At 63.6% G+C, this 18032-nt stretch carries 13 protein-coding genes; 10 read left to right on the top strand and 3 right to left on the bottom strand.

All coding sequences use genetic code 11. From position 1 onward, the window contains the following. The first annotated feature begins 334 nt into the window (after positions 1 to 334). The 4 genes from HY058_07765 to HY058_07780 are packed head-to-tail and all read left to right on the top strand — an operon-like array spanning position 335 to position 4735. The gene (locus HY058_07765) at positions 335 to 877 is read left to right on the top strand and encodes an adenylyl-sulfate kinase (protein MBI3497185.1); all 543 of its coding nucleotides are present in this window, start codon (positions 335 to 337) and stop codon (positions 875 to 877) included. 54 nt (positions 878 to 931) lie between these two features. Then, positions 932 to 3382 carry a phosphoenolpyruvate synthase gene (locus HY058_07770; protein MBI3497186.1) on the top strand — a complete coding sequence of 817 codons (2451 nt, stop codon included), beginning with the start codon at positions 932 to 934 and terminating at the stop codon, positions 3380 to 3382. Between the two features lie 7 nt (positions 3383 to 3389). Further along, positions 3390 to 3995, top strand: a complete 606-nt coding sequence (locus HY058_07775; protein MBI3497187.1) for a gamma-glutamyl-gamma-aminobutyrate hydrolase family protein — start codon at positions 3390 to 3392, stop codon at positions 3993 to 3995. After that, the gene (locus tag HY058_07780; protein MBI3497188.1) at positions 3992 to 4735 is read left to right on the top strand and encodes a phosphocholine cytidylyltransferase family protein; all 744 of its coding nucleotides are present in this window, start codon (positions 3992 to 3994) and stop codon (positions 4733 to 4735) included. Before HY058_07775 ends, HY058_07780 begins: the two co-directional genes overlap by 4 nt. Before the next feature lie 15 nt (positions 4736 to 4750). On the opposite strand, the gene HY058_07785 is transcribed toward HY058_07780, so the two are convergent. Continuing rightward, positions 4751 to 5803, bottom strand: a complete 1053-nt coding sequence (locus HY058_07785) for a Gfo/Idh/MocA family oxidoreductase (GenBank protein MBI3497189.1) — start codon at positions 5801 to 5803, stop codon at positions 4751 to 4753. Positions 5804 to 6048: 245 nt separating this feature from the next. Here HY058_07785 and HY058_07790 point away from each other — a divergent pair, with 245 nt between their 5' ends. Further along, positions 6049 to 7029, top strand: a complete 981-nt coding sequence (locus tag HY058_07790) for a hypothetical protein (GenBank protein MBI3497190.1) — start codon at positions 6049 to 6051, stop codon at positions 7027 to 7029. Between the two features lie 54 nt (positions 7030 to 7083). Then, positions 7084 to 8790, top strand: a complete 1707-nt coding sequence (locus HY058_07795) for a TIGR04372 family glycosyltransferase (GenBank protein MBI3497191.1) — start codon at positions 7084 to 7086, stop codon at positions 8788 to 8790. A gap of 158 nt (positions 8791 to 8948) precedes the next feature. On the opposite strand, the gene HY058_07800 is transcribed toward HY058_07795, so the two are convergent. Next, complete coding sequence (locus HY058_07800) at positions 8949 to 10262, bottom strand: sulfotransferase domain-containing protein (protein ID MBI3497192.1); 1314 nt, start codon at positions 10260 to 10262, stop codon at positions 8949 to 8951. 265 nt (positions 10263 to 10527) lie between these two features. On the opposite strand from HY058_07800, the gene HY058_07805 reads away from it, so the two are divergent. Next, on the top strand, positions 10528 to 12258 hold the full coding sequence (locus HY058_07805; protein ID MBI3497193.1) for a TIGR04372 family glycosyltransferase: 1731 nt from the start codon (positions 10528 to 10530) through the stop codon (positions 12256 to 12258). Between the two features lie 91 nt (positions 12259 to 12349). On the opposite strand, the gene HY058_07810 is transcribed toward HY058_07805, so the two are convergent. Next, positions 12350 to 13915: a hypothetical protein gene (locus HY058_07810; GenBank protein ID MBI3497194.1), complete on the bottom strand. Its 1566-nt coding sequence runs from the start codon at positions 13913 to 13915 to the stop codon at positions 12350 to 12352. Between the two features lie 996 nt (positions 13916 to 14911). On the opposite strand from HY058_07810, the gene HY058_07815 reads away from it, so the two are divergent. From HY058_07815 to rfbG, 3 genes are read left to right on the top strand one after another with little or no spacing between them, the layout of a single operon-like run. Then, positions 14912 to 16075 carry a glycosyltransferase family 2 protein gene (locus HY058_07815; GenBank protein ID MBI3497195.1) on the top strand — a complete coding sequence of 388 codons (1164 nt, stop codon included), beginning with the start codon at positions 14912 to 14914 and terminating at the stop codon, positions 16073 to 16075. Positions 16076 to 16105: 30 nt separating this feature from the next. Beyond that, positions 16106 to 16876 carry a glucose-1-phosphate cytidylyltransferase gene (gene rfbF / locus HY058_07820; GenBank protein ID MBI3497196.1) on the top strand — a complete coding sequence of 257 codons (771 nt, stop codon included), beginning with the start codon at positions 16106 to 16108 and terminating at the stop codon, positions 16874 to 16876. Between the two features lie 47 nt (positions 16877 to 16923). Then, the gene (gene rfbG, locus HY058_07825) at positions 16924 to 18018 is read left to right on the top strand and encodes a CDP-glucose 4,6-dehydratase (GenBank protein MBI3497197.1); all 1095 of its coding nucleotides are present in this window, start codon (positions 16924 to 16926) and stop codon (positions 18016 to 18018) included. Positions 18019 to 18032 lie beyond the last annotated feature (14 nt).

Genomic DNA, 18032 nt, shown 5'->3' on the forward strand with positions numbered 1-18032 from the left:
TCTAAATGGAGATCGCCTTGGATGTTATAGGCGTAGAGCATTTCCGGTCATGGACCGACGATCGTCGCTCCTGTCACATCTCAACCGAAGAGATCCGTCGCAAGCCGGTTGTCGCGCCGGCGCGCACCGCCGCTGCGACCGGGGATTTGGCAGATCCATGGCGGCGCCCAGCTCCTGACTTGTGACACCATCCCCGCGGCGTCGCCATCAAGATGATGAAGTGGTTCCTTCTCCGGTGATTCGCATCGAGCGCGGGCTTCGCGTCGCCGTCGAACCGAAATGGTGTTACACCTGAGCAACGCGTTGATCGAACGACCCCGATGTGAATTGCGTCATGGAAGAGAGTCGCAATGCGGCTGGGATGGTCTTCTGGATTACCGGCCTTTCCGGCGTCGGCAAGACCACCGTGGCGGCACGCCTCGTCGCTCGGTTGACGCCCATGGGGGTAAAGCCATTGCTGCTCGATGGCGACGTGCTGCGGGAGATCTTCGGCGGCGGCATCGGTCACGGCGCCGAAGAGCGCCGTCGACTCGCCTTCTGCTATGGACGCCTCTGCCGGGAGCTGGCGCGCCAAGGCGCCACGGTGGTCTGCGCCACGATCTCCATGTTCGAGGCCGTGCGCGCATGGAACCGCACGAATATTCCCCGCTATACGGAAATCTACCTGCGCGCGAGCCTGGCCGAGCTGGCGGCTCAGGATGAAAAGGGTTTGTACCGACGCGCGCTTGCCGGCGAGCTTCGCGACGTGGTCGGCGTCGACATCGAGGCAGAAGAGCCTCGGGCCGCTGATTTCGTGTTCGACCGATCCGAAGGGCTGGCGCCCGATGAGATCGCCCGCCGCATTTTGGAGCAGACGGATATCCCGGTGACGGCATGAAGACCGACTGGGACGACACGGAGCTCACCCGGCACTATGCCAGCCGGCCTGACTATGCGCCGGGAGCGGTCGACACGCTCCTTGGCCGTTCCGGGATCGAGGCGTGGCGATCCCACGCAATTCTGGCGCGCCAGGCAACTGTCACACGAGGACGGATTGCGCCGCGTCGCCGCTAGGCACAATCCGCAAGTTCGTCTCGGCACCAAGGCTGAGACCTTGGAGCGGCTTGCGCCGGTGGTCCGCTCCGCCCGAGTCTTGCCGCTCCGCCGGTTCACCGTCGCCGAATGGCAGGAGGATGCCGCCGTCGTGCTGGCGGCGCTCGCCTCCGAACCCTGGGGCAAGGGGCGGCGCATCGTGCGCAGCAGCGCCCGAGCGGAGGACACGACCCTGTCCTCGGAAGCCGGTCGCTATCTTTCGGTTGACGACGTCGCCGACGAGGCCGGGCTCGCCGATGCGATCCGACGCGTGATCGCCTCCTATGGCGAGGCGCAGCCGGAAGACCAGGTCCTGGTGCAGCCCATGCTCGCCGGCGTCGGCGTGAGCGGCGTCGCCTTCAGCCGCGATCCCAACACCGGCAGCCCATATTTCGTCATCAATTATGACGATCGCGGCGACACCACGGCGGTAACCGGCGGTCGGGCGGACCGGCTGCAAACCTTCGTCTACTGGAAGCATGGCGGGGGTCGATGCCCGCCGGCCTTGGACGCGATCGTGGCCTTGCTGAGGGAGCTCGAAGGTCTGCTCGGCTCGGACTCCCTCGATGTCGAGTTCGCCTTCGACGAAGCCGGTCTCGTGCTGCTGCAGGCGCGTCCGCTGGTGGCGGGTCAACGGCCGGCGATCAAGCTCGAGACCCAGAAGCGCGCCGTTCGCGCCATCGCCGAGCGTGTGGAGATGGGCATCCGCCCGCACCCCTATCTCTCCGGCGAGCGCAGCCTTTACGGCGTGATGCCGGATTGGAATCCGGCGGAGATCATCGGCTTGCGGCCGCGGCCGCTGGCGCTCTCGCTCTACCGCGACCTGGTGACCGACTCGATCTGGGCCTATCAGCGCGACAACTATGGCTATCGCAACCTCCGCAGCTTCCCCTTGATGGTGCATTTCGAGGGGCTTCCCTACATCGATGTCCGTGTCAGCATGAACTCCTTCGTGCCGCGGGATCTCGACGAGGAGATCGCCGGCCGGCTGGTGAACTACTATTTGGACCGCCTTGCCAACGCGCCGGCGCTGCACGACAAGGTCGAGTTCGAGATCGTCTTCTCCTGCTACACCTTCGATCTTCCGAGCCGTCTCGAGCAGCTTCGAGACCATGGCTTTTCCGCCGACGACCGCACGGCCATTGCCGACAGCCTCAAGCGTCTGACCGAGCGGATCATCCATCGCGACAAGGGGCTGTGGGTGCAGGACAGCCGTAAGGTGCGCGTGCTCGAGGAGCGCCGACGGCGCATCCTGGAGGCCGATCTCGACACGGTCTCGCGCATTTATTGGCTGCTCGAGGACTGCAAGCGCTACGGCACCTTGCCCTTCGCCGGGTTGGCGCGGGCGGGCTTCATCGCGGTCCAGCTCCTGAATTCCCTGGTTGCCGTGGGCCAGCTGAGCCAGGCTGATCATGGCCGCTTCATGCTAGGCCTCAAGACCGTCGGCAGCCGCATGGCTGCGGATTTCCGTCGCCTGGATCGGGCGGTCTTTCTCGCTGAATACGGCCATCTCCGTCCGGGAACCTACGACATCCTTTCGCCTCGCTACGATGAAGCGCCCGAAATCTATTTCGACTGGTCTGCGCCGCGTCCGGCCACGCCTGAGGGCAGGGAACGCTTTGCCCTTTCCTTGCAGCAGATGCGGGGTATCGAGCGCTTCATCGCCGAGCTCGGCATCGATGCCAGCGTCATCGGCCTCTTCGATTTCCTGGAGACCGCGATCGAGGAGCGCGAATATGCCAAGTTTGTCTTTTCGCGCAGCCTCAGCGACGCGCTCGTCCTGATGCGCCGGCTTGGCGAGGCTCATGGCTATTCGGCCGACGAGATGTCCTATGCGAACATCGGCGTTCTGCACGAGCTGATGGCCTCCAGCGCCGACACGGCCGAGCTGCTCGGCGCATCGATCGAGCGCGGGCGTGAGCGCTATGCGATGACACGGAGCCTGTGGCTGCCGCCGCTGATCGCCGGGCCCGACGACGTCTATGCCTTCCATCTGCCGGCGACGCAACCGAACTTCATCGGCCAGAAAACGGTGCAAGCACCGGTCAAGGGTTGTGGCGACCCGGAGGCGATGCGCGGCGCCATCGTCGCCATCCCGAGTGCCGATCCAGGCTATGACTGGATCTTCACCCGAGGCATCGCCGGTTTCGTCACCGCTTATGGCGGCGTCAACTCGCACATGGCGATCCGCGCCAACGAGCTGGGCTTGCCGGCGGTCATCGGCGCCGGCGAGGCCTTGTTCCAGCGCTGGTCGGCGGCGCGGGTGCTTCTGATCGACTGCGCCAATCAGCGGGTCGAGGTGCTGGGCTGAGCGGCCTATGCGCCCGGTCGCGATAAGCCAACGGGTCGACATCGTTCCGCGCCGAGGCGAGCGCCGCGACGCGTTGGATCAGCGGTGGGTCCGCCTGCTCGCGGCCTGCGGCTTGCTGGCCGTGCCGATGCCCAACGAGCCCGATCTGGCGGCAGAGCTGTTCCAAGACATGGAGGCGGCGGGGCTCGTGCTGACGGGTGGCAATGATCTCGTGCGCTATGGCGGCGACGCCCCCGAGCGCGACCGGACCGAGCAGCTGTTGCTCCGACTTGCCCGCAAACGAGCGCTGCCGATACTGGGCGTCTGTCGCGGCATGCAGGTGATCCAAGATTGTTTCGGCGTGACGCTCAAACCTGTCTCTGGGCATGTCGCGACGCGGCATGCAGTCGACGGGGCTGGGCTCAGTGGCGTCGTCAACAGCTACCACGGCTACGGAGCCAGCGAGACCTCAGCGGAGCTCGGAATCTTGGCCCGTGCCGCCGATGGGGTGGTCGAAGCGATCGGCCACCGGGCCGAGCCGATTCTGGCTCAGATGTGGCACCCAGAACGGGAGACACCGTTCGATCCCGCAGATCTCGCGCGCATCCGCGGGCATTTTGGCATTGCGCCGTGAGGGCGGTCATCCTCGCCGCAGGGCGCGGCAGCCGAATGGGAAACTTGACCGCCGATCGGCCGAAATGCCTGGTCGAGCTCGGTGGGCGGCCACTCATCGAGTGGCAGCTGGACGCGCTGAGGAAGGCGGGCGTCGACGAGGTGGCGATCGTGCGCGGTTATCGGGGGGAGCGATTGGCGCCCTATGGCATGCATCATTTCGACAACCCACGCTGGGCCGAGACGAACATGGTCGTCTCGCTGACGGCTGCCGAGGCGTGGCTGTCGAAAAGCGCATGCATTGTGAGCTATGCCGACATCGTTTACGGCGCCAGTACGGTGAGGGCGATCTCTGACATGTCCACGGCGCCAATCGCCATCAGCTATGATCCGGATTGGCTCTGGCTGTGGCGCCAGCGCTTCCCCGATCCCTTGAGCGACGCTGAGAGCTTCCGCATAGCGGAAGGCTGGGTGACGGATATTGGCAGACGGGTTCAGCGGCTGGATGAGATCGAAGGCCAATATATGGGGCTGCTGCGCTTCGAGCCCGCGGGTTGGCGCGCCGTGCGTGAGCATCTCGCACGACAATCGGCCGAGGCAGTCAATCGCCTTGATATGACCTCTCTGCTTCGAGCGCTCATCGAGGCGGGCGTGACCATCCGCGCCATTGCGACACCAAGCCGATGGGGCGAGGTGGACAGCGTTGGGGACCTCGAGCTCTACGAGAGATTGCTCGCGACCGGTGCCTGGAGGCCGGAGTAGCGTCGGACAAGGTAGTCAGGTGGCCTGCGTCGCCAGGTGGCGACGCCAGATCTCCTCGATCAAGCGCAAATCCTCGATGCCGTCCCGCCCGTTGCCCAGCGGCAGGCGTTCGCCGCGAACGTCATCGAGAAACGCCTCCGCTTGTCGCTTGAACGCCCAGCTCCATTCGATGTGCGGTTCCACCATCTCGTGCTGGCCGCCCGCACGATCGAGCCTCACCCGTGCCGGCACGTTGCGCAGGAGCGGCGGTGGGAGCTCGACCACGAGCCGGCCGCGCTCGAAAATGAACTCGAGCCCCTCGTGCCAGCCCGGGAAATTGGTCTCGCCCAGCTCCATGACGCCGAGGCAAATGCCGAAGTCGAGCGTGATCAGGTGGCCATTCGGCCCACGGAGGCGGACGTCGAGCAGACGCGGCGTGCGACCCATGACATGCCGAAAGATATTTACGTCATGGACGTAGACGTTCACGAATTGCGCATACGGGCTGGTGAAGGCATCGGGCATCCAAGCCGGAGCGACGGGCCACACCTTGATGCCGTCGGGGCGCGGCTCCTTGGTCATCACGAAGCCATCGCAATTGCCGGAGAAATCGCCGGCAAAGCAGTAGCAACGCGCGAGCATGAGCCGGCCGAGCGCACCATTCTCGAGGAGCGTGTCCAACTGCTGTTTCGCATAGACCAAGCCGGCGTCATGGCGCTTCATGAAGCCGACGGCATAGCGCAGGCCGCGCGCCTCGGCCGCCTCGACCAGTCGCGTTGCCTGGTCGACGGTATGCGCCATGGGTTTTTCCGACAGCACGTGCTTGCCGGCCTCAAACGCATCGAGGACGACGGGTCCGGTGGCCGGACGGTTGGTTGCCACGACGACCGCTTGCACGTCAGGATCGGACAAGAGCTCGATATGTGTCGCATAGAGACGCGAGATGCCGAACCGCTCGCCGACAAGGCGGCGCAGCTCCGGGCGAAGGTCGGCGAGCGCTACGATCCGGCAGTTCTGAAACTGCCGAAAATTAGCGACATGCGCCACCTGCCCCACCATTCCCGTGCCGATGATCCCGATGCCAAGCATGTGCCCCCGCATGGGTGGTTGGCGGTTTGCCGATGGCTAGCTCCGAAACAGCGACATTCGGTCCGCAGCTCCACACTCAGGCTGCAATATCCATGCTAACCTGATAGAATGACAATAGATTTGTAGAAGTTTTGCTGCGATGACCGTGCATTGCGCGGTCGCAATCGCTAACCGCAATCCCCTAGCCGGCGACTGGAGCGAGGCAAGGCGAGCAAGACTATTCGTGCATTCAGAGGGTGGTGCGGATGGCCCAAGGGCATCACGAAATCTTTGACCGATTCGCACGTACGGCGCAACAGTCCCACGCCGATTGCGTCGAGAATTTCGTCGGCGCCAAGACGCGTCACGAATACGAAGCCGAGCTGCCGCCGACGTCGGCCGGACAGAAGATGCCTTTTAGCGTCAGCGGTCGCTCGCTTACGACCGACGAAGATCCGTCTTTGCCGGAAAGGCTGAGCGAGGACTATTTCGAGTGGATCGATATGCTCGAAGCCATCGACCAGGCCAAGGGGCAGTTCGTCATGGTGGAGCTCGGTGCGGGCTACGGTCGCTGGCTGGTCAACGCCGCCGCTGCGGTTCGGCGTCACAAGGTTCGACCGAACATCCCGGCGCGCTTCATCGGCGTCGAGGCGAGCCCCTTGCGCTTCCGCTGGCTCGTCCAGAACTTCAAGGACAACCAGATCGACGTCGCGACCAACAGGCTCGTTTGGGGCGCCGTCTCCGACGACGAGGAGCCGGGCTTCTTTCCGATCTATCACGCGCATTGGATCGGAAACCAAGGCCATACCTATGGCGCCCCCTTCGAGAAATCGGACGGGTCGCGCTTTCAGCGCGTCGATCTCAAGACGGACCTCAACAAGCTCTATCCTGACGTTGAATACTATGTGTGCAATGCCGCTCCGGGGCAGCTCTTCATAAAGGTCCCCAGCTTCTCGCTGGCGAGGCTCATCGCCGTTTGTCCGCGTGTCGATCTCATCGATATGGACGTCCAGGGCGCAGAGCTTGCGATCGTGCGCTCGGGCATGGCCGAGCTCAGCCGCAAGGTAAAACGCGTGCACATCGCCACCCATGGCGAGGACATCGAGCGTGAGATCGCCCAGACCTTTGCCGCGAGCGGTTGGCAGAACGTATGGTGCATGCCCTACAACAGAGTGCACGCAACGATCTATGGCGAGATGTATTTCTGCGATGGAATCCAGGGCTGGAAGAACCCGGCATTTTCCTAAGCACGGTGTGCGACGACATCGTCGGCGCGTAGGCGCTGCTGACTGGAGGGCCGCGTGAGCGCTGCTGCGGATCCAGATCGTCTTGGCGCCGCGTTCGCACTGCATCGCGATGGTCGCTTGCAGGAGGCCGCCGAGCAGTATCGGGCGATCCTGGAGGCGGATCCAAATCGCGTCGACGCGCTACATCTCTACGGTGTTCTGTGCTTGCAAGGCGACAACGCCACGGAGGCAAAGAGGCTGGTCGAATTGGCAATATCCCGGCAGCCGCTGATGGCGGAGCTGCACAAGACGATGAGTGCCGTCGCCGAGGCGCTCGGCGACCGCGAGACGATGGTCGCCAGTCTCCACCGCTGCCTCACTCTCAATCCGGCAGCTGCGGAGGCATTTGTCACGCTGGCCAGGAACCATGAGCGACTGAGTCGGATGGGTGACGATTCAGAGTGGAACGCCGTTGCGCTCGCTCACGGTCTTGTTTGCTATGATCGGGCCTTCGCCATCAGGCCGGACTCGATCAACCTGTGCGAGGTCGCAGGGTTCCACATCGAGTACGGGAATCGACGGCGCAGCCACAGACACTACGATCTGTGGCATCAGCGGCGACGGCCCTCGCGAGACGTTGTTGAAGCATGCGGCTTCCAAGTGGTTCCCGAGGAGGTCGTGCGCGCCATTGGGCATATGGTCTGGCTCGACGGCTACCTGAAGATGATTCATCTCGGCTTTCGTCAGCGCCACGATCTCGTCGTCCTCGCTCCAGCTGCGAAGATCGCCAACGAGCATTATCTCGACTACTGGCGCAACCATGTCGTCGTCGTGACGGATTCAGGCGACATCAAACGGCTCAAGCGCTTCAGAGACCACTCGGAGTACGGGTTTGGCAGCATCTTCTCTGAAGGGCGTACCCAAGGGCTTACCGAGGCGGTGGCTCGTGCCCAACGCGCCTGGGAGGAGCAAGGTCGCGCGCCGCTCTTAAGCGTGCGCGAAGAAGATCGGCGGCGCGGCTGGGAAGCGCTGACGCGGCTCGGTATGCCGCCTGAGGCGTGGTTTGCCACAGTGCATATGCGCGAACCTGGCTTTGACCGGAATCGGCAGGCGATCGATCCTACGGTCGAGCGCATCTACGTCGACCAGCAGCATCGCAACGTCCACGTCGAAGCCTTCCTGCCGGCGATCCGGCTCATCGTCAGCCGCGGCGGATGGGTCGTTCGTCTGGGTGACGCGAGCATGACACCCTTGCCGCCGATGACCAACGTCATCGACTACGCGCTGAGCCCCGAGAAGAGCCCCTGGATGGACGTGTTTCTGCTCGGCAGCGCCCATTTCTATCTCGGGACCTCCTCGGGTCTTTGGTGCGTGCCGATTACCTTCGGCGTCCCGGCGGCGATCACGAACGTCGCGCCGCTCGCGACCAGGCCCTTGTCGACGAAGGATCTGTTCATGCCGAAGCTCGCCCGCGGCAAGCGCGAAGGGCGTCTGCTGAGCTTCGCGGAGTGCATGAACGAGCCGGTGGGCTATGCCTCGCACGCGGGCGTTCTGCTGCGCCACGGCCTCACCCTTATCGACAACACGGCCGAGGAAATCGAGGAGCTGACGGCGGAGATGCTCGACCGCTTGGACGGCACCGCCCGCTCCTCGGAAGAAGACGAGGCATTGCAGGCGCGGCACCTCGATTTGTCGCTGACGCGAAGCAATTGGGGCACCAACAGCCGCATCGGTCGAGACTTCCTTAGGCGGCATGCCAATCTGCTGGAAGCGTCGCCCTAGAGCGTATTCCGTTCAGATGGAACCAACCCCCACCCTATCCCTCCCCCGCAAGGGGGTGGGAACTATGAAGCGCGCCCACGTTCTCCTTCTCCCTCCCCCCTTGACGGGGGAGGGAAGGGGAGGGGGGGCTTCGAGCTGCACCGGACGCGCTCCAGCCGCTACCAGCTCAGATCCTTTTCATAGCCGAGCTCGATCAGCGCCTCGCCGACGAGCTCCTTGGCCCGGTCCTTCACCTTCGGGGTAAAATGGTTCTTCCAATCGCCGACGACGCCCTTGCGCAGCCCGGTCACGCCTAAGGTTGTGGAGCGATGGTAGGTGTCGCCCTTACCTTCAAGGTAGGTGCCGCCGGATTGCGCCGAAAATCCCCCGAAAGAAATTAAATGGTCGAGCACCTCATCGGAGATGCCCTTGAACACCACGTCGTCGAGTCCGAGCCAGGCGATCATGCGGCGATAGAGGGGGCGAGGATCGAGACGAGCCTCCTCGTAGCTGACTCCGAGGATATGCGGGTGCTTGCGCAGCCCGGCGAAGTCGCGCGCCGTGGTCGCCAGCGGCGGCACTTGATAGACGCTGTCGCCCGCAGCGGTTCGACTGGCCAGGCCCTCGAACAGCGTCAGCAGACCCTCCTCCTTCGGGAGCGTGGCGAGCGCGGTGAAACGATCGCCATGGATCCCATCGCAGAGCCAATGGTAGAGCGACACGATGTAGTCCCTGGGATCTCGGTACAGCGCAACGACCTTGCAATGCGTCAGCTGCGCCAGCATGTCGGTCGAGACGTGGTCGTGGACGTCGCAATAGCGATCGAAGTCCAATAGATCGAAGGAGCGGCGATAGGCGTCGTCCAGCGCGCTTCTGAGTTTTGGATAGTCGCCAAAACCCAAGCTGGGTGCCTCGATCGAGCTTAGGAATCGCCGGTGCGAATTTGGCGCTACCGCCTGGACGAACGGCTTCTCCAGCCATCCCAATAGCGCCCGCACCACCGGGCGCAGCCGGTTGGAGCCGCAACTGGGAGGGAGGCTGAAGACTATGGGAGAATCGTCCCCGAGAGGCACGGTCCCCATTGGCGGTGGCGCGCCGGGCGGCTGATCGCTCTCGGCGTAAGGCAGAACCACGGGAGGCCTTCCGGGGAACCGCTCATACACGGTGCGCAGAGCTCCCAGATAGCAATCCGGCGTCGCTACTACCACCACAAGGCGGATGGCGCCGGAAAGCCGACCATGGTCGATGATTTCCAAACGGCAGTGCTGCTGCAGATAGCTTGGGCTGCAGTCGTAGTAGATGCAACGTTCGACGCCGAGGGCGGCCTCGATCGCCTGCCGGAGCGCCGCACCGCTGCCCGCGAGATCCAAGAGACAGACAATCCCCTGGCCGGCATGGATCCGCAGGAACTTGACCAGCTGTTCAGCAACGACGCTCGTCTGGTCCGGCGCCAGCGCCAGCGAGAGGGGGATGATCCGGTGTTGTCGCTTCACTGCGCGGCGATCTTGCGGATGGAGTCTGGGGCTGTCAAACGCCGGGAGCGTCGGTATGGCTCGTCGGCGGCAGGGTGCAGCGTTGTCGTCTTCGGCTAGGTTTATGCGTTGGACAACGTCGAATCGACGCCCCGACCGAATCGGCCATGGGCGTGTTGCCGATGGGGTGCATCTGCTATAACTCCGACGCCGATAGGGCGCCGGCAGAAGAGCGCCTCGGCAAGATTGGTCGTACGAGATGCTCGATCGGCTCGAAAGGCAGTCTATGACGAGCACGACTGACCCTAAGCCGCCATCCCAGGCACCGGAGATGGATCCGGCCGGCCGCCTTGCAACGCTGCTGCGCGCCGCGGACGAGCTCGCGCATCGAAACGAGCTGCAGGCAGCGCTTCAACGCTATGGCAGCGTTCTTGCGGCCGTGCCGGCCCATCCGCACGCCTTGCTAGGGGCGGCGTTCGTCCTCTACAGCAGCGAAAACCTCACGCTCGCATCGAAATATCTGCGCCGCGCCTTGGCGGCGGCACCGGCAGTCGCTGGGGCATGGACGCTGATGGCGAGCCTTCGCCGCAAGTGGGCCGAGACCGCGGGAGCGGCGATTGCGGCTTGGCGTGCCGTCGCTCTCGATCCCGGCTCGGTCCCGCGCCTGGCTGCGCTCGGCGAGGCGCTCATCGGCGCCTATGAGGCCGACCCCAAGGCGGCCGGCGGCTTCGCGCTCTATGAGAAGGCCCTGGCCTTCCTCGACCGTGCGAACGCCCTCGATCCCAATGCGGTGAACCAAGTGCTCATGGCTGGATACCATGTCGCCATCGGCGATCTCGATGGCGCCTTGTCCTATTACGACGCGTATTGCCGCAAGAGCGGCTTGCTCGATGACCGCGGCGGACCCGAAGCCTATCGCCTGGTACCGCGTGCCACCGCCCAGGCGATCGGCCATACGGCGGCCCTCGATGTCTATGTGAAGATGCGAACCCTGGGCTGGCGCCCGCCCCATGAGATGAAGCTCGTGGCTGCCCAGGGATACGTCGCCAACCGGCATTATGTCGACTATTGGCGACCGTATGTCACCATCGTCGACGATCCCGCGGAGATCGCTCTGTTGGAAGCCTCGCGGCAACCCAGCGATTGCGCGATCGGCGGCTTGGTGGTGCGCGGAAAGACCGGCCTGCTATCGAAGATGGCCGCCGCCGCTCATGCGCAGTGGGAGCGCGAAGGACGGCCGCCCTTGCTCCAGGTGAGCGAGGAGGACCGCAAGCGCGGCCGCTCGGTTCTTCGCGCCTGGGGCATGGGCGATGAGGATTGGTTCGTCGGGTTGCACGTGCGCGAATCCGGTTTCCATGAAAGCGGCGGTCGTGCCGATCCCCACATCCACCGCAATGCCTCGATCGCCTCGTTCGACGCGGCGATCGACAACATCCTCGCGCGCGGCGGCTGGATCATCCGCCTGGGCGATCCCAGCATGACGCCGATAAGGCCGCGCGACCGGGTGATCGACTATGCCTTGGGCTCCAAGAAGAGCGAATGGATGGACGTGTTTCTGTGCGGGAGCTGCCGCTTTTTCCTCGGCGGTGCCTCCGGCTTGCAGCTCGTGCCCTATACCTTCGGCGTGCCCTGCGCGGTGGCGAACGCCTCGCCCATGGGCCAGCGGCCAGTCGCCAGCGCCGACATCTTCGTTCCGAAGCTCTATTGGTCCAAGCGCGAGACGCGCCAGCTGACCTTTGCCGAGAGCACCGCCCCACCCCTCGGCCATACCTCCCAAGTCGGCGTGTTCGAGGCGCGGGGCATCGAGCTCATCGAGAATACGCCGGAGGACATCGCCGCGCTTGTCGAGGAGATGCTGGACCGCCTCGAGGGCACGTTGGCCTACACGGAGGAGGACGAGCGTCTACAAGCGCAATTCCGCACCGAAACCGGCCCCCACAGCGCCTGGGGCACGAATAGCCGCATTGGCCGGAGTTTCCTGCGTCGGCACGCGAACCTACTGAAAGTTCACACCTAGAGCGCGTTCCGTGCAGCTTGAATCACGCCCTCACTACACTTTCCGGTCGAGGGCGAGGGGGATGACCCGACGCCGGCGTTTCACGCGGGTTTCATAGTCCGGAAACCGCCTGGACGCCCGACGCGATGATCCAAAGCAGCAGCAGCCACGGGGCGAAGAAGGCGACCCAGAGCTGATCGGCGAGGCTATGCCGAATCGTGTAAGCCCAGATCTGCGGGGCTGGAGCCGCGAGCATGATCCAGAGGATAGCGGCCGCTACCGGTCCGCTCGCATAGCTCGTGTAGGCGATCCCCGTCGCAATCGAGGCGACGGTCGCCATCAGAACGGACTCGAAGGGTTGATCACGCCGCAGGCCGCGAAAAACGGCAGACAAGGCCTCGGCCAATGCCGTCAGCAGCGCATGCGGCTTGCAGATCGCATAGAGCCTGGGAAGCGATTGCCAATTCTTCCGCACATAGTCGAAAAACGCGAGACGGATGATCTGCTCATAGGTACGCCACCTGAAGTCCCATAGGTTCGAGTGGTAGGCGCTCAGCTCCGGTTTCAGCTGGGGAAACGCCACGCCAGCCCCAGGAGTCGACAGCAGCCAGTACTTGGCGGCGAAGATCCCGTTCAAATCCTGCGGGTGGTCGAACTGCCCGTCCTGCATGTTGCCTTTCCAGGTATCGGCATCCATCGTCAAGCCGAGATAGGCGCCGTGGTAGCGGGGATAGTGGTCGATCACCTCGTCCGTTCCATAGACCGGGCTGAGGCGTCGCTTGTATCCCCACGACAGGCCGACGAAGCAGAGGACCAGCGCGCCGACGAGCCAGACACCGCTCAAGCCAGCGGCCAACTCCGACAGGAGCTGACCCCCGGATAGGTCGTGAACAGGCATCGACCCGCTCAGCAGAGCGGCGAGCACCTGAGTGAGCCGACCGATCCGATCGGAGTGGAGCACGAGCACCGATAGGGTGGCGGCCGCAGTTGCGAATAGCACCCATGATGCGCCGTAGCGGATTCGCAGCGAGCGATACGCAACATAGATCTGGATCGCGCCTGTCGCGATCGCTGCCCATCCCAAATCCTGTAGAGACAGCACGCTTAAGATCACGTGAAAGCCGGGGACGACAGTCAGGGTGGAAAGAAAGTGATACGAATAGACGTAGTTCATTTTAGACTCATCGAATATCGTCAGATGCCGCTTGAGCCATCGCAGTGTCAGCAGCATCATGGCCAGGCTGCAGATTGCCGCCGGGTTCTCGTAGAAGGCGATGCAGAACGCGGCGGAGCTGATGCCCAAGATGGCGAAATAGAGATAGTAAAGCGCCTCGATCCGGAGACCGAACAGCCGGAATGCCGTGGCGGCGTAGTCGACATAGCCCAGGTCGAAGACGGGAATGTAGGAACCGGAAGCGAGGACGAGCGACCAAGGCAAGTTCGCCGCCGTTTTCAGCAAGAGATTGATCTGATCCGGTTGCTTGTCCACACCTGTCTCGGGTGGCCAGGGTTGCAGACCGTGTTGCACGAGAAATTGCCGTATCACGGTCAGTCCCAGATAGTCGCTACCCCTGCGATAAGCGACGCGGGAAATTGCGACCATGATCGCGTCGAGATGTATGGCGAAGCGGCCGGTGAGCACGCCGCACTGTCCGAGACGGATGCCGTCCGCGTACATTCGGCAGAGCGCATAGAGGCATAAGAGGACGGCGAGCGCGGAAAGAAATGGATCTCTATTCTGATCGTTCAGCCAGCTTAGGGCTGCTATGCTTGGCATAATTCGAGCCAACGCCCCACGTGCGCAATATCTCTAATCGCTGATCGCTGCTGGCAATGATACGCTCAGCCCGATCATTCGAGCAACGGAGTCTGGCTGAGGCATGAAGCGAGGCGCCACCATCCTAGCCGGCGCCAGCGGGATGCTCGGATCGGCGGTCCTCGAATCTCTCTTAGGAGAAGACGCCGAGGTCGTGGCCCTTTACCGGGCGAATCGCCCGCAGCGGCGCCGGCCGGACGCGCGGCCGAATCTCCGCGCGATCGAGGTGCCTTCCTTCGAGCTGGACATCTTGCGGCGCGCGCTCGCGGGCATCCGCGCCGAAGTCATCGTGAATTGCGCCGGATCCGGCGTCGACCCCAACGAGCGGGACCCCGGGAGCCTGTGGCAAGGCAATGTGCGGCTCGTTGCGATGCTCCTCGATTTTGCCGCCGCGGCCAAGGTTCCGCGCGTCATTCACACTGGCTCAGAGGCGGAGTACGGGCGCGCTGCGCCGGGGGATCTCGTGACCGAAGGTCATCCGATTCTGCCATTCACGGAATATGGAGCGGCGAAGGCCGCCTCGGTCGCCTATGCCGCCGCCTCGGCGCAATCCCTCGGCATCGCGCTTCTGGTCTTGCGGCCATTCTACGTCTTTGGTTCTGGCGAACGGTCGCATAGATTGCTACCTTCGATCGCTGCTGCAGGACGGAATGGCCGACCGCTGCCGATGAGTAGAGGCGACCAACAGCGGGACTTTCTATGTGCGGAGGATGCGGCACGGGCGTATGTCGCTGCGATCGCCGCGCCATGGCCCGATCGCGTGACGGTCTGCAATCTCTGCTCCGGCCAGGCGCGAACGATCCGCGAGGTTGGCGAGTTGGCTGCCCGAATGCTCGGTCTTTCGTCTGAGCTCTTGCAATGGGGGGCGGCGGCGTATCGGGAGACCGACACCCCTTGGCTCGTGGGCAATCCGTCGCGCATCGAGGCGGTCACGGGCTGGAGACCGGCGCTAACGCTGGAGCAGGGGATCGAGCGGTGGATGAGCGGACAAGAGCCGCCTCAGTGAAGCGGCGAAAGATCTCGGTGGTGATCCCGGTGCTCGATGAAGCGGAGAACATCGAGCCGGCTTATGGGCGTACGCGGTCGGTCCTCGCCACGATCGAGGATCGATATGACTGGGAGATCGTCTTCACCGACAACTGCAGTTCCGATGGCACTTTCCAAAGGCTGACGAGCTTGGCCGAGCGCGATCCGCGCGTTCGGGTGTTCCGGTTCTCTCGAAACTTCGGCTTTCAAAATTCCGTTCTCGCCGGCTTCCTGCAAAGCCAGGGGGACGCGGCGATCCAGCTCGACTGCGATCTGCAGGATCCTCCGGAGATGATCGTCGATTTCCTGCGGTTGTGGGAGGGTGGCTACAAGGTCGTCTACGGTATCCGTCGCCGCCGCATGGAATCTCCCTTGCTGAATGGGATGCGGCGAGCATTCTATCGCCTCATAGATTACCTGTCGGAAGACCGGCTGCCGCATGACGCAGGCGATTTCCGATTGATCGACCGCACCATCATCGACCTTCTGGGCCAATTCGCCGGGCGGCAGCCCTATCTGCGCGGCACGATCGCTCAGCTCGGGTTCCGGCAGATCGGGATCGAGTATGATCGTGCCGCCCGCGAACGCGGCGAAACCAAATTTTCCCTCGGACGCTATCTCCTGCTCGCCATCGACGGCATCACCAGCCATTCGATGGTGCCGCTCAGGGCCGCGAGCGCGTTCGGGCTCATCGCCTTCGCAATGAGCATGATCGCTAGCGTAGTCTACCTCCTCATCTATTTCTTCACCGATCGATCGAGGTGGCCGACCGGCTTCATCAGCTTGGCGCTGTTGATGTTCATCTCGCTTGGCTTGAATTCCATCTTCCTCGGCATCCTCGGCGAGTATGTGGCGCGAATCTTCGTACATGTGAAGCCGCGGCCAATCGCGATCATCGAGACCGCGCTCAATGATCCGACGCCCTCAGGTGCTGTTGTGAGCGCCGGGGTGCGTCCGGTCGATGCGACCTCGAGCGGTCGGACATCGGCGTCATAGAATGACGCCGACCGAAGCAGGATATCGACCATTCGCGCCGTAATCCTAGCGGGAGGTCTTGGCTCGCGCTTGAGCGAGGAGACGTCCCGCATCCCAAAGCCGATGGTCGAGATCGGCGGCAAGCCGATCATCTGGCACATCATGAAGATCTTCGCCCACCACGGCATCAACGACTTCATCGTTTGCCTTGGGTACAAAGGGCACTTGATCAAGCAGTATTTTGCCGAATATCGGCTCCATAGCGGCGACGTGACGATCGATCTCGCACGCGGCGAAGTCGAGCATCATCGGCATTCCTCCGAGCCTTGGCGCGTCACGCTGGTCGATACCGGCATCGAAACCGGCACCGGCGGCCGCCTCAAGCAGATCGGCGAGCATCTAGGTTCGGACCGGTTCTGCATGACCTATGGCGACGGCTTGAGCGACGTCGACATCTCCAAGCTCATCGAATTCCACGATCGGCACGGCAAACTGGCGACGATCACCGCGGTGTCGCCACCCGCTCGGTTCGGCTCACTCGAGATCGAGGACGAATTCGTTGCCAAGTTTCAGGAGAAGCCCGCCGGCGCGAACGCCTGGATCAATGGCGGCTTCTTCGTGCTGGAGCGGGCGGCGCTCGACTACGTCGCCGGACCCGCCATGATGTGGGAACAGGAGCCGCTGCGGAGACTATCCGAAGACCGTCAGTTGATGGCTTATCGTCATCGGGGATTCTGGCATCCGATGGACACGCTTCGTGAGAAGCAGATCCTCGATGCGTTGTGGCGGGACGGCGGAGCGCCATGGAAGGTATGGCGGTGAGGCGGCGAGCGGCGGCGATGCGATGCGGCCGCCGGAGCGACAGCTAGGTGGAGAACGGGTTTTTCCCCACGCGCGCCTTCTGGGAAAAGCGCAGGGTATTCGTCACCGGGCATACCGGATTCAAAGGGGCGTGGCTGTGCATGTGGCTGAGAGAGCTCGGTGCCGTCGTCACCGGTTACGCGCTCGCGCCGTCGTCCCGTCCGAACATGTATGACGCGGTTCGCCTGGACACAGGAGTAACGAGCCTGATCGGGGACATCCGCGCCCGCGGCACGCTCGAGCAGGCGTTGGAATCCGCCCGTCCGGAGATAGTCTTCCATCTGGCGGCGCAGCCTCTGGTGCGAGAAGCCTATGCGAGCCCGCTCGAGACGATCGAGGTCAACGTGCAGGGCACGGCCAACGTGCTCCATGCCTGTCGGACCCTTCCCGATCTTCGATCGGTGGTCGTCGTGACCAGCGACAAGTGCTACCGGGAAGGGTCGGATCCGCACCCATTCGCCGAAGACGATCCCCTCGGCGGACGCGATCCGTACAGCGCCAGCAAGGCATGCGCTGAGATCGTGACGGCTGCGTTTCGAGCCTCGTTCTTCACACGGCGAAGCGGAAGCCGCAAAGCGGCTGCCGTGGCTTCTGCGCGGGCAGGGAATGTCATCGGTGGCGGCGATTGGGCCAAGGATCGTATCGTGCCTGACCTCGTTCGTGCAGCGATGCGGGATGGTGTTGCCGTCATTCGCAATCCCCAGGCGATCCGGCCCTGGCAGCATGTTCTCGATCCCCTTGCAGGGTATCTGATGCTGGCGAGAGCAGCCTCGAGCGACGGTGCCGTCTATTCGGAGAGCTTCAATTTTGGGCCGGGTTCCGCAGACGTTGCCACGGTCGATCGCCTCGTCGAGGAATTTTCGCGCCGGTGGAGCAGCCCGCTGCGCCGGGAACACAGAGCCGAGCCTTCCGCACCCGAAGAGGCGCCGGTGCTCATTCTCGATGCCGGGAAAGCCCGCAAGCGCCTAGGATGGCACCCGCGGCTTGACCTCGCTCAGGCGATTGAGCTGACGGTGGCGTGGTACGAGGCCAGCCTCGCACGGCAGGACATGGCCGAGCATACGAGGCGCCAGATCGCGGGGTATACTGCGAGCGCGTCGTAGAGACAGGAGGGAGG

The organism is Pseudomonadota bacterium, assembly GCA_016195085.1.
In the GTDB taxonomy this organism is placed as follows: Bacteria; Pseudomonadota; Alphaproteobacteria; order SHVZ01; family SHVZ01; genus JACQAG01.